Annotated in this window: 13 protein-coding genes; 3 read left to right on the top strand and 10 right to left on the bottom strand. The window is 28.5% G+C overall.

Going from position 1 to position 13836, the window contains the following annotated elements; translation table 11 throughout:
- Positions 1-148 precede the first annotated feature (148 nt).
- The 3 genes from ABD935_RS08335 to ABD935_RS08325 are packed head-to-tail and all read left to right on the top strand — an operon-like array spanning position 149 to position 3013.
- Complete coding sequence (locus ABD935_RS08335) at positions 149-1249, top strand: hypothetical protein (RefSeq protein ID WP_345191398.1); 1101 nt, start codon at positions 149-151, stop codon at positions 1247-1249.
- Between the two features lie 12 nt (positions 1250-1261).
- Positions 1262-2764 (top strand): AMP-binding protein, encoded by a 1503-nt coding sequence (locus tag ABD935_RS08330; protein WP_345191397.1) that lies wholly within the window; start codon positions 1262-1264, stop codon positions 2762-2764.
- A gap of 3 nt (positions 2765-2767) precedes the next feature.
- Positions 2768-3013 (top strand): acyl carrier protein, encoded by a 246-nt coding sequence (locus ABD935_RS08325; protein ID WP_345191396.1) that lies wholly within the window; start codon positions 2768-2770, stop codon positions 3011-3013.
- A gap of 9 nt (positions 3014-3022) precedes the next feature.
- On the opposite strand, the gene ABD935_RS08320 is transcribed toward ABD935_RS08325, so the two are convergent.
- From ABD935_RS08320 to ABD935_RS08275, 10 genes are all read right to left on the bottom strand, one after another.
- Positions 3023-3805 (bottom strand): formyl transferase, encoded by a 783-nt coding sequence (locus ABD935_RS08320; RefSeq protein ID WP_345191395.1) that lies wholly within the window; start codon positions 3803-3805, stop codon positions 3023-3025.
- A gap of 32 nt (positions 3806-3837) precedes the next feature.
- Complete coding sequence (locus ABD935_RS08315; RefSeq protein WP_345191393.1) at positions 3838-5079, bottom strand: GNAT family N-acetyltransferase; 1242 nt, start codon at positions 5077-5079, stop codon at positions 3838-3840.
- Positions 5080-5349: 270 nt separating this feature from the next.
- On the bottom strand, positions 5350-6396 hold the full coding sequence (locus ABD935_RS08310) for an ATP-grasp domain-containing protein (protein ID WP_345191392.1): 1047 nt from the start codon (positions 6394-6396) through the stop codon (positions 5350-5352).
- A gap of 13 nt (positions 6397-6409) precedes the next feature.
- Positions 6410-7723, bottom strand: coding sequence for a phenylacetate--CoA ligase family protein (locus ABD935_RS08305; protein WP_345191390.1), 1314 nt, complete (start codon positions 7721-7723; stop codon positions 6410-6412).
- Between the two features lie 130 nt (positions 7724-7853).
- Positions 7854-8264 carry a sugar transferase gene (locus ABD935_RS08300; RefSeq protein ID WP_345191388.1) on the bottom strand — a complete coding sequence of 137 codons (411 nt, stop codon included), beginning with the start codon at positions 8262-8264 and terminating at the stop codon, positions 7854-7856.
- A 225-nt stretch (positions 8265-8489) separates the two neighbouring features.
- Positions 8490-9239, bottom strand: a complete 750-nt coding sequence (locus ABD935_RS08295) for a class I SAM-dependent methyltransferase (protein WP_345191387.1) — start codon at positions 9237-9239, stop codon at positions 8490-8492.
- Between the two features lie 16 nt (positions 9240-9255).
- Entirely contained in the window at positions 9256-10308 is a 1053-nt protein-coding gene (locus ABD935_RS08290) for a peptidoglycan bridge formation glycyltransferase FemA/FemB family protein (protein WP_345191385.1), read from the bottom strand.
- A gap of 50 nt (positions 10309-10358) precedes the next feature.
- Positions 10359-11405 carry an ATP-grasp domain-containing protein gene (locus tag ABD935_RS08285; RefSeq protein ID WP_345191384.1) on the bottom strand — a complete coding sequence of 349 codons (1047 nt, stop codon included), beginning with the start codon at positions 11403-11405 and terminating at the stop codon, positions 10359-10361.
- Between the two features lie 14 nt (positions 11406-11419).
- Positions 11420-12034, bottom strand: coding sequence for a sugar transferase (locus ABD935_RS08280; protein WP_345191382.1), 615 nt, complete (start codon positions 12032-12034; stop codon positions 11420-11422).
- Positions 12035-12555: 521 nt separating this feature from the next.
- A complete protein-coding gene (locus ABD935_RS08275; protein WP_345191381.1) occupies positions 12556-13203 on the bottom strand; it encodes a sugar transferase in 648 nt (215 codons plus the stop codon).
- Positions 13204-13836: the final 633 nt, after the last annotated feature.

Below are 13836 nucleotides of genomic sequence, written 5' to 3'. Positions count from 1 at the left end.
CACAAAGGTAACTTTGCGGAACAAATTTCCCTTTCTCTTTTTTAATCGTTTAGGACGCTATTGATCTCAAATAATGAATTTATCTTGGCTTTCTATGATGATTAAGCTATAAAATGATTAATTCTTACATATAACATACATACTTTTAATGAATAATAACCTTGAGGTTATAACTTTAACCAAAAATACTCTCAGAGAAGCAATCAGTGATAACAAGTACTGGAGCAATTCTTATGTAGCCCCTTTTTCAAAAAACAAGGCAAGATGGTTGCTTGAAAACAATCGCGCTGAAGATGATGATATATTGGCAATTCTAGGTTACGAAAATCATACCCTTGTGGCTTTTGTTGCTTTAGTTCCAGATTGGATTGAAAATAAAGCTGGTGATGTAAAAAAAATATTCTGGAGTCAAAGATGGTGGGCGTCTAATGCATATAAAGACACCATTCTTCCAACTTACACTAAAAGCATATCGTTAAAAGAATGTAATAATCAAGTGGTTATAAAGTTTTTGGGCGATAATACTAAGGCGTATTATGAAAAACAACCATTCACTAAATTTTCTGAAAGAAAACGATACATCCTCATTTTTAGCTTTAACTATGATATTCTGGCCTATAAAAAGAAAAGTCTTAAAAAGATAGCGCCTTTATTGAAAGTTCTTGATGTATTTTCACGCAAAGTAATTTCAGTAATTAATACATTAAAGACTAAAAAAAGAACTCAGAATTTAGAGATTGAATATATTTCTTTAGTAGATAAAAATACTTGGGATTTTATTGAAAAGCACTGTGCTCATGATGTTATACTAAAAACACAAGATTATATTAATTGGCAAATAAGCAATAATCAATATCACGTTGTAAGCGATAAAGTAAGGAATCCAAATTATAATTGTTTGCTCGGTAGTATTTCTAATAAAATATATAATTTAAATTTTCTAGTTAAGAAGGAAAATGATATTATTGGGTTTATATCTGGATTCGTATCAGGAAAGAGGTTTACAGTACGATATTTTTGTGCTAATGACGACAATTTTGATTACTGCGTAGATGCGTTGATTACGAATTTTATAAAAGAAAAATGTACATTGCTTCAAACTGAAAACAGTATGTTAGGACAACGAATAAAAAGTAAATACTTAACAGTGTATACGGATGCCAAACAGTTGTTTTCTCTTATTCATAATGATGTTGGTACAGATATGGCAAATGCCATTATAAATGATCAAGACGGTAATTTTCTCTAATTCAATGGTTTTATGAACTTGATTTACAGCTTATATGACGCTTTTGTCCAAAATAAAGAAAAGCATGTTTTCTGTATAAATGATGCCTTTTATACTTATAAAGATCTATTAGCATGCATTATAAAAATCAGAAAAATTATAGCCGATACTATTAGTGATAATCAAAAGTATATTGGGTTGGTTGCTAATAATGATTTAGAAACCTATGCTACAATATTTTCAGTATGGATGGAGGGAAAAGCATATGTCCCAATAGATCCAACGGCTCCAATAAGTAGAAATGAAGCCGTATTAAATTCAATTGATGTGAGTTATGTTTTTGATTCTTCTCCAAAAACAGGTTTTAATTCATTTACGGTATGTAATATAAATGAAACAAAAAGCACTCCTAATTCATTATTTGAACCTATTAAATTTCATAAAAAAAGTATAGCTTATGTGTTGTTTACTAGTGGTAGTACAGGGAAGCCAAAGGGTATTCCCGTAAGTTTTGAAAATTTAAATGCACTTTTTACAGAACTAGATAATGATGATGAGTATAAATTGAATGCGTCTGATAGGTGTCTTCAAATGTATGATTTGACATTTGATGCATCGCTAACGGCTCTTTTACCGGCGCTTTTAGTTGGTGCATGCTCGTATACAGTGTCTTCAAATGTTATAAAATATTTTTATGTATTCAAGCTTTTGGAAAAACATAAGCTTACTGTGTTAAAAATGGTGCCGTCAATAATCTATTATTTAAGACCCTATTTTCCTGAAATACATGCACCTTCAGTACGCTATTGTATTTTTGGAGGAGAGAAGTTATATGAAGATATTGTTGATGAATGGGTTAAATGCATACCAAATAGTAAAATTTTAAACCACTATGGACCAACAGAGTTTACAGTATGTAGTGGATATTATACTTATAATACAAATCAAAATAACAAATCCTATAATGGTGTTTTATCAATAGGGAAGCCTTTTGAAAATGTAGATTATTTATTATTAGATGATGATGATAATGTGATTTCTGATAACTTAGAAGGGGAGTTGTGCTTAGCAGGTAATCAACTCACTTCTGGATATTGGAAAAATGATAAACTGAATGCATCTTCATTTTTCATGCATAAAACAGATTTAGGTATTATAAAACGATTTTACAGAACTGGAGATTTATGCGTTAGAGATGATAATGGGTATTATATGTATGTTGGAAGAAAAGATTTTCAAGTAAAAATTGGTGGTTATAGGGTTGAATTAGGAGAGGTGGAGTATCATGCTAGAAATCATGAGTCTACAAAATTAAAAAATAGTCTTGTTATAGATGTAAAAAACTCTAGTAATAATGATGAACTTGTGCTCGTTATAGAAAGTTCTAAATTTGATACTGAAAATTTATTTAAACATCTGAGTTCAAAACTTGTAGATTATATGGTTCCAAATAAAGTGTTTTTTATTGATAATTTTCCTCATAATAAAAATGGGAAAATAGATAGAAATCAATTAAGACATATGATAATTAAATAGAAAATGAATCAAGAAGAAATTTTAGTTGTTATAAAAGAGTCCTTTGTAAAAATATTAGAGCATGATAAGTTCGAACTAAATGAAAGGACAACAGCAAAAGATGTAGATGGATGGGAATCTATTACGCACTTGCTTATTATTAATGAAGTAGAAAAATCCTTTAAGATCAAATTTAAACTAATGGATTTAATGTCTATGGAAAACATTGGTGATTTAATAAATACTGTTAAGAAAGAAATTGAAGTTTAAAGGGATATGCTACTTAACCCCTTTAAACCATCTATAATATAGGTAAAACCAAAGTGTTGGGTGAAAAAAAAGCTTATTGTTAATTTGATGTTTTGAGCTAACTTTAGGAATGATATTATTTGACTGTATATCTCGAATTGCTTTTTTTAACAAGGGTAGCGCTTTTGCCAATTGTAGATAAGTATAAGTCATGAAATTGTCTTTTGAATTTATACTATCTGTAATGATATCTTGATATAGGATATTTCCGGTATCAATACCCTCATCTACAAAGTGAACTGTTACACCACAGTTTTCCATGTCTTTATTTATTAAAGCCCAATAGCCCCCATGCAAGCCTCTATATTTTGGTGTTATTCCGGAATGAATATTGATGAATTTTGCTTTTGTTAATTCAAGTGTCTTTTTAGACAAAATTCTATGACTGACAATAACAACTATATCTGGGTTTAATTTTATTAACAATTCATGCCCTTCATCTGAGTTGACAGATTTAACTGCAGTAAATTTGTTTTTTTCAATGGCAGTATCTTTAATATCATTAACCTCTAAGATATTAGCAATCCTATCTTTTGCAGAAAAATTTATGTAGGGTACAAGTATGATTCTAAATAATACTTGCCCAATAACATGAATAATCCCCAGCTTTTTAATTCTTTTTTTTAAAAGCTTTAAAAACCCTTGCCCATTATCAATTATTATATGATCAATATTAAAATCGTTTTTAAGGCTGGTATAAACCATTCTTGCATAAGCGCTATCTTCAACTATCATTATGATTTTTTTATCCATATAACTTATTTAAAAACAACTTTTCCATCATGTTATTTTATGAATTTTATTTGCTGAGTGAGAGAATCGCATGATAGAATATAGGTGTTTACCATATTATTGACTTGAAACGATTCAATTTGATTATAAGGTTTCACAACAAGATATAGAAAGTCGTTTACATATTTTGTTAAAAAATCATAACTAATCTCCTTTTTTATGTCAATTTTATTTAATTCTTTTGGGTTCGGTAGTTTATCCAATTTAATTATTTCAACTTCTCTTTTTGGATTTAAATGTTTCTTTTTTTTAAGATTATAAGTGATTTTATGAAATTTCTCATTTAATTTTTTGCTTCTTAAATAAGTTTTAAATTCATAAAAAATATATAAAATATATGCTGTCAGTTTAGATATAATAGATTTTTTATCATAAATGATATGATATTCAAAATCATACTGGAGGGTACACATTCTTTTTTTGTAATCGAAATAACCTTTAGAAAAATCTAGTATTTTTAAATTATTATCGAAGCACCAATTAAGAATTTTTAGATTATTTACGTACCCAATATTGAATTTAGAATAGTCTGTATCAAAAACAGTAATGGCATCTATTACAGCGTCTTCTGTATGGTAATTATAAGTAATGGCAATAGGGGTTTCTTTGTCATAAACAACAAACAAAGATGCTTTTTCTTCTAATATCAATGGGTAAGCTACTTCTTTATAAAAATTCCACTCAAATGGTTGCATGTTGTTGTATGAAATCTGTTTTTCGGAATATCTTTTTTCCAATAACATCATAAACTTTTTAAAGACTTCATCATAATCAGCTTTATCGATATGTCCAAAATACATTTTAGTAGAGATATTAAAACACTCATCTAACCGCCTCGTGAATTTGCGCATTTTCATTCTGGTATTCTTACTAAAAGTCTTTAATAAATAATCATCTATATTTTTAAATTCATCTAAGTGTATTAAATAACCAGGGTATTGCTTTGATCTAAATACACCAATATTATCAGGGCGATTATTTCGTTCTCTTCGTAAATGCGGTAAAACATCATAAATTATAAAAGTATTATTTTTGAAATCTTCATAATTATTGATTCTATAAGTGTTTCCTTTAGTTAAGTTCTTTCCAATATTAACAAAAAAAGAAAAACGACTCTTATAAAAATTTATACCATCAATGAAATTAAATGTTCTTACAGGTTTATTAGAAATAAAGTGTTTTTTCCAAATTTCCTGAAAAGTATTTGCGTTAAAGGGGTTGTTTTTTATTTCCATTTAGTATTTAAATATCGGTAAATAGAAGTGCTCTCTTTATATGGTTTATCATCAATATATCAACAAAAGTGGGATATAAATTGTTATTTAATTTTTTGAATACTCTAAAAGTATAAGTGGTTCATTTTTTAATTTTGAAATCACATAATAATCAAAAGTATGATAGGTGTTTAATATAAGTCAAACTTTGAGAATAAAGAATTCCGCTTCGCTTAATTTTAAAATTAACTCAATCATTGTTTGGAAAAGATTTAATGATTTGCGTATTAATTATATATCATAATTTTTATTTCTCGATAGTTCTATGAGTCTATCACATTTAGCGAACATTATGTTTTCTTTATAGTGATTATATTGCGCTAAATTTTCACTGTTTTCTCCTTTTAACCATGCTATATATATAGCAGCCAAGTTAATTCCGGCTTCATGTGAGAAAGGGTATCCACCACCAAACCTAGGATTGATTTCTAGTAAATAAAGCTTGTTGTCAACAACAAAAAGATCGCAATCAATACTTCCGAGATGTTTAAGATTTTGGCTAATTTTTACTCCTAATTTTTCAAATCGTTCATCTATTATAGATATGGCCTTATCAGTTTCTCCAGAGCGCATAGCAAGTTTTTCCCTTGCAAACGAACCATAATAGTTTCCATTAAAATCGTTAACTATATCCATTCCATATTCTTTTCCTTCAAGCTTCTCTTGTATCAAGATGTTATTTTTTAAATCTTTTTTATTAGCATTGCATAATATGGGATATTTTAGTTTTATTTTTTGTAGTTTATATGAAAGTTTTAGCTCTTTAATAGATTCTAGATAATATAAACCTGCAGAAGCACTTCCCCAACGTGGCTTTAAAACTAATGGGAACTTTAAACTACCATTTTCTATATCTTCCAGTGCCTTATCAAGTTTTATGTAAGTTTTTGGTGTATTAAGGTTTAGGTCTTTTAAAAATTTGTACGTTTTCCATTTATCAAAACCAATAGATATTATATTAGAATTTGAAATAAGTACTTTTGCTCCATGTTGCTCAAATAAGCTTTTATTTCTTGATAAAGCCGGAAGCTCTAAATCATTTAAGGAGATAATAGCTGTTACTGAATGTTTTTTAACAATTTCTACTATTTCGTTTACATAATTATCCGAATAAATATTTGAGACTTTTATAGCTATATCTGCATCAATCATTGCGGGAGCATTCATTTGTTCATCAGCAGCAATTATCTGTCCCTCACCTTTTAATGCCTCTTTAAAATAATTAATGAGGTAATTTCTCCTGCCAGCACAAGTAAAAAGGATGTTAATTTTTTTCATTTGAGACTATCTTTTAATCTTTTTCTTTAAATAAATTAATTATTATTCTTCTCTTTCCAGAACTTAATAACGGGATTTCATCAACATAGTTAATAGTTATCTTAGCATCTTCACCTAAATAATATTTATAGCATGATACTAGTTCATTTTCTCTTTTAAACTTAGAATCTATATTTATTTTAAAAGTATAACCTTTTTTAGTATGCTGTATAATTTGAAATTGATTTATTTCTGGAAATTTAGTAAGTAAACCTGAGACAAAGAAAGGGCTCAATATTTTACCTTTTGTATTATATAGCGAATCACTTTTCCTGCCCGTGATAATTTCAAACTTAGGAATCTTATCGTTTTCATGGTTACAGAATTTACCTAAATCTCCAGTGTCATATCTAATTAAAGGAGTACCGATGTTATACAAATCGGTAACAACAATACGCCCAAATTCTTTAGGTTTTACAGGTTTGTCGTTATTTATCCCCAGAATTTCAATATAATAACTTGCCCAGTTAATTGTATATGCTTTATCTTTTATCATTTGTTGGGCTAAAATTCCATTTTCTTCATTAGAATATCTGGAAACTACAGGTGTTTTAAAATAATACTCCATTTTATCATGAACTTCATCAGAAAGACTTTCAGAAGTTGCAATAATAGATTTAACGTTACAATCTAATGGAGAGGATTTTATTTTATTTAAATATTTACAAATTTTTTCGAAACCCGATGGAAAACCAATAAAACATTTTGGTTGTTTGTCTTTTTGTGTTTTTTTAATTAATACGCTTAGTTTGTCTTCTGTTAAATCATCTTCTATGTCAATTTCAACAATATTAATAAGTTTTTTGAAAAGGATTGGTTTTCTGTATTTTTTCAGCCATAAACGAATGAATAAAAGTTGATCACCTATTGTATACCCAGCATTAGTAGCAAAGAAAATTACATCAGCTTTATTTCTTCTTGCTTTTCTTTTTGTTTGATATACTTTAAAAGGTGTTCCTGTTGAGCCACTGCTGCTTACTTCTAACAAGTTTGATGAATTAGTTGGGACGATATTAATATTTTCAAAATTATTTTTAATGATAAGTTTGTCAACAACAGGAAAGTCTTTAAGGGTTTTATAGGATTTAAATGCGCTATAAAATTCTGTGGAATTCACAGCAGTATCCAATAATTTTTTTAAAATTGGTTCATTTTTTTGTTGAAGGGTGCTAAACGATGTAATTCTGAACCTTTTTTCTATATCATCTAGGTCTTTTTTAAGTAGACCGCCGTATAGGCTATCTAACAACCAGAATGCATTAAGTCGAATTTTATTTATTGAACTCATTTAAACTTTTTTTAATTGGCTGTAAAAAACCTCTATTTTTCGCTTCAATCCAAAAAGTTTAAATGAGTTTATTATATACATTTTGTTTGAACAAGAAAACATTAGAAATGCCTGCTATTTAGTCATTTTATTACGTCTTAACTCTTCTAAATCTAACATATTCTATATCTTTTCCTAATTTATCATCCCAACTTAAAAGGTTTCTGCCAAAAACTTGGGCTAAACCAGTTACTCTAGGTCTAACAGTATGTCTTATTTTTTCTTCAGTGGTATAATAGGGTAGGTAATGCACTCTAAGCGGTCTTGGGTCAGCTAAACTCATGTCACCCTTAATGATATTAATTAATTGTGGTATTTCATCAAGTGATGTGTTTCTTATAAATGAGCCAAATCTGGTTACTCTATAGGCATCAGGTAATAGGTTTCCTTTATTTACAACTAATAAAACAATATAAACAATTAATCCAGTTGAGGCAAGAACAAGTATTCCTGTTAATGCTAGAAAAAAGTCAATAATTCTTTTAAAAAACTTCTTATACATTTTTTTAATAAGTAGAATTCATTCAACAAAATCAAAAATAGGACTATCTTTTTTAAAATTTTATTTTTTAAACATTTATACGTTCTTTATCTTATTTTAACGATGAATGATAAACGGTTTTTTATGAAATTACAACTTAAGAATGTGTTTATTGTTTTGTATTAATTTAGATTTATTTGAAATGCTGTGTTCAATTTTTAAGTGAACAAACTTATTATTGTGTATTTATTTGACTGTAAATGTAGTTTGTTGCTTTTTTTTACAAGCAATATGCAAGTGCCCCTCTTTATCTAAAGTACCAACTTGACTTTTTATCTCAATAATAGAAAAACCGTTCTTTTTAAGAATGTCTAGTATATGTTTTTTTTTAAACCAAATATTTTGTGGCTGATTTTTATTTAAAAACTTCCAATTAACTTTGTTGTTTATAATAAGCCAAGGCAATTTATATTTGCTTTTTTTTTCACCTCTTAAAATTCTAAAAAAGTTTATCAACATACTCAAGATTGGATTATACAATTTTGAGTTCCAATTAAGAAAGGAGAATATATAGATACTGTTTTGCTTTCCTATTCTATATGCTTCTTTTAAGGCTATGGGAAGTACATCTTTATCAACAAAACAGAGTACTTGTTGTAAATAAATTAAATAATCAAATTCCTTTTCCTGATAGTTGACAAGGTTAGTAGCATCTGCATTTTTGAAGTTTATTGAAGAATTTAAATTTTCCTTTTTTTCATCGCAAAAACTAATCATTTTTTCAACATAATCAAATGCTTCTAGATTTGAAAATCCCAGTTTTTCTATTTCAAAAATTATTCTACCTCCACCAGTGCCGGCTTCAATTACTTTTCCATTTTTATTTATTAGATATTTTTCTAAAAAATATTTTTCTATTCCTAATAGTTCTTCTTTTTCAGACCATTCCGTAAACAATTGATTCGAATAAAGATCTTTATTTAATTTTTTTTGCATAGCTGTTTAAAATAAACTATTTGTGTTCTGCAAGTCTGTATAATGGGAAAAAAGAAGAGCTCATTTTTAAAATTTTATTTTTATTACATAAATTATCATATTCTTCTTTATTTACAATTAATTTCCAAACAAAAAAAGGATGATACTCATCCGAGAAAGACGATTTGAATCTAAACAAAGAGTCGTTTTCATTTGCACCTAAGCCTCCACCAAGGTTGAAATTTTTATAACCTTCTTTAGTTGCTTTTATTCTCATTTGATCTATGAGAAATTTGCTACCATTTAAATGTAGAAATTTTTCGTCAGACCCCGATAAATGATATTGAACCATTGTATTAGTTTTTACAAACATACAAGCGGCTATCGTTTTTTTTGTTTCATTATCAATTGCAAGTAAAACCTCGGTTATATAATCATTAGAAGAAATAAATTTTTCAAAATATTCATCACTAAAAAAATAACGCTTTTTAGCTTTTATACGTTTCATATTCGCGTAATATAAATCTTGAAATTCTTGAAAATCTTCTTTAGTTTCTGCAACTTTTAATGATAAAAGTCTATTAGCTTTGTTAATTTGTGTTTTTAATCTTCTTTGATATTTACTTCTTTGCTCTTCTAAAGGGTTAGATAAATTGATATTAACTATTTTTCCTAAATATTCCAATTCTCCAAAATAAGATCCTTCACCCAAATTAGAAAACAGTATATTCTGAAATGTTAAATAAGGGTTTAACCTATCAAAAACGGAAACAATTTTTTTTTCATTAAAAAAATCAATCAATGTTTTCTCGTAATTTGATGTATTGAAATTTAATGGCGTTTTACTACCAACTGGCCCTGCATATCCATACACTGAAATGGCATCAAAATATTCAGTACCTTCTATTTTTCTTATCAATAACGGTAAGCCAATAAAGATGTCGTTATTGGTGTATTTAATTAAAACAGCCTGATCTGTTTCTGACTTTGAAATTTGATGGTAATCGAAAGTGTGGTAAAAACCATAATCTTCTACACTTTCTAAAAATTCATCCCATTCATTCTTTTCTGTAAGAATTTCTATTTTCACTATTTTTTGCTATTAATCAATAAAATTTGAAACATTAAAAAATGTTGATCTTAATCATCTTTTATTTGAGCGACAACTGAAGCGAAATTTTGCACCAGTCGATCACATTTAGAGAATGTTATATTTTCTTTATATTTATTAAATTTGGATAGGTCTTTGTTTTCATACAGCCATTCTATATAAATAGCAGCTATATTTATTCCAGCTTCATGAGAAAAAGGATAACCTCCACCAAATCTTGGATTAAGTTCCAGTATATATAGCTTGTCATTTACTATAAACACATCACAATCCAAAGTGACCACATGTTTTAATACTTTGCTAATCTGTTTGCCTAAATTTTCAAATTGAACGTTTATAATTGATTTAGCTATATCTGTTTCACCACAACGCATCATTAGTTTTTCTTTTGCAAAACTACCATAATAATTGCCTTCAAAGTCGTTAAGAATATCCATCCCGTATTCTGTGCCATCGAGTTTTTCTTGAATTAGGACCGTGTATTCTATATTTTCTAAATTATTTTTATTTGATATTTTTTTTCTATTATTTATGGACTGAAGTTTATATGAGAGTTTTAACTCTTCCAAAGATTCAGGATAATTAACGTTAATAGAGCTGCTTCCCCAGCGCGGTTTTAAAACCAACGGAAATTTTAATTTCCCCTTTTCAATATCTGTTATTGCCTTATTTAGGTCAATATAAGTTTTTGGAACGTTAAAGTTTAATTGTTTAAAAAAATTAAATGTTTTCCATTTGTCAAAACAAATATCTATAATAGTCGGGTTAGAAATAATTGCTTTTGCGCCATTCTTTTCAAATAAATCTTTATTATCTGAAATAATTGGTAATTCTAAATCATTTAAAGAAATTATCGCTGTTACAGCATGCTTTTTTACAATGTCTGTTAAAATCGAAATATAATTATCGTGATAAATATTAGGAACTACATAAGATATATCTGCGTCCACCAAAGCTGGCGCGTAACATTGCTCATCAATAGCTATGATTTTACCACGACCATTTAATGCTTCCTTAAAATGATCTATAAGATAATTTCTTCTGCCAGCACAAGTAAAAAGTATATTCTGTTTCATAGCTTCAAGAGGTCCTATTTTATACTAGGTTTTCTCAATTCGTCTAAATCAAGCATCCTCGGGTCATATACTGTATTGTCATAAATAAATAATTTTCGAATAGTTTTACAAAAAATAGAAACATCTGTTAAAAAAGATAATTTATTTACATATTCAATGTCTTTCGCTAGTTTATCATCCCAACTTAAAAGATTTCTACCAGAAATTTGTGCTAAACCTGTGATGCCTGGTCTTACTGAATGCCTTATTTGTTCCTCTTCGGTGTAATATGGTAGGTAATGAACCCTTAAAGGTCTTGGGCCAATTAAACTCATTTCTCCTTTAATTATATTAATTAACTGTGGTATTTCATCAAGCGAAGTTTTTCTTATAAAAGATCCAAATTTAGTGACTCTCTCTTCATTTGGCAGCAATTTACCATTGCGATCTTTTTTATCGGTCATAGATTTGAATTTAATAATACTAAATATTTTTTCGTTTTTTCCTGGGCGCTTCTGATAAAAGAATGGATTTTCTTTATTAATTAAAAGTATTACTAAACAAACAATCAATGCTATTGGCGACAAAATAATTAGGATAACCAATGCCGCACAAAAATCAATAATCCTTTTAAAAAAAACCTTGTACATTTTATAATTCACAAAATTTATAATTAATCAAAAATAGTTCTATAATTTTAAATTGACATTTATTATTTTAAAATTAGTTCTTAGCTTTTTATTTTATCGATGAAAATCGAAAAAACTAAGTTTAACGTCACAAATGAAATTTTATTTAAAAAAATAAAGTAAAAAACAAATAAAACAGCCTTCTCTCAACAGTAATTTCTATTTTTTCTACAAAATATTAAGGCTTTTTTATTTCAAATATGAGCCAGAAAATAAGCCACGCACATGAATTTCAGGTTCGTTAATTTATGCCTTTTCATTTATTAATTACGACCATTAAAAGGAACACTATTAAGTGTGTAAGAAAGATTTACATTTTCTTTTGATATCACATTTTTACGGTTAAAGTTAAATTTCAAAATAGATTTTAAACGAAGGGTAATTCATTTACATGTCTTTTAAATAGGGAAATCTAAAATACGGTATTCTCAGGCTTTCTTGAAAACCAATCTTTCGGATAAATGTGGTCTATTTTTGGACTTTTAGGAAGCGTTGTCAGCTTCCCACTGTTTTTTTCGGTAAACGTTAAAAACGTCCAAAAACTCATCCTGGTCAATTGCAACCTCCGATTTTGATAGTATTTTCAGTATGGTCCAGTAAAGGATTTTTGCGTCGAGTGCCAAGCTCAAGTTTTCTATATAATCGACATCCAATGAAAACCGCTCTTCCCATACTAGACTATTGCGACCCTTTACTTGTGCAAGCCCTGTGATACCAGGTTTTACACTATGTCTTTTACGTTCGGTTTCATTGTAATATGGTAGATAAAGAACCACAAGTGGCCTAGGACCTACCAGGCTCATATCCCCTTTAATAACATTGAGCAATTGTGGGATTTCGTCCAAAGAATATTTTCGAATGAACTTGCCCATCATTGTTGTGCGCACTCTATTTGAGAACAAATTGCCGTTGATATCCTTTTTATTGTTCATAGACTTGAACTTAATAATCTTAAAAATTTTTTCGTTCTTTCCCGGGCGCTCCTGTAAGAAAAAGGGTGAACCCTTAAAATCAATCCAAAGAATTATAGTTAAAACAATAAATAAAGGAGATAGGACTAGAACCCCCAATAAAGAAGCGCAGAAGTCAAAAAGACGTTTGAAATAAGTAGAATAAAAATTAGTAGACATTGGGTAATGGATTAAGAAATAAATTAACCTTATTCATACAAAAAAAGACAAATAATTTATCTTCTACCACTTTAAACGACAAAAAACCAATTTATATGTTATACCCAACTATTTAGCCGTTATTCTACATTTTAAAATTTGCCAAAATATTGGTAAAAGGGTATCAGATGTGAATTATTGTTTTAATTCAATGGTGAGATATATCCGCTTAGTCGAAAGGTCCTTGAAAAAATAGGATTTGAATTAGGTCTCGACTGCGCTCCACCTGATAAAACATGTTGCTTTCTGATAATCAATGAAATACAAATTTCGTTATATCGAACTCACTTTGGTTTAGGATTGATTATACTCAAGCCTTATTTCGATTAGCCCTTGTCGAGGATCGTTTTAAACTTGAAAAAAATACCTGTTACAAAAATTACAACTTGCTTATAACCTAAGATGGAAAGCATAATAATTCAGCTTCGTGAACGCCGAAATCTAAAACTTTTCTTAGAGGATAAAAGACCATAAAAAGTTATCAGGATCTGCCCCAAAGCGATGGGTATGGTTTATGGCATCAGTAAAAAACCACCGTTAAAAACGGTGGCTTTGGTTTTCAGATTAGACCCAAAGGGTCATAACACTCATTTT

Origin of the sequence: Algibacter agarivorans (assembly GCF_039543245.1) — a bacterium.
GTDB lineage: Bacteria > Bacteroidota > Bacteroidia > Flavobacteriales > Flavobacteriaceae > Algibacter_G > Algibacter_G agarivorans.
Note: the sequence above shows the minus strand (reverse complement) of the source record. Positions and strands in the feature narration are given on the sequence as shown.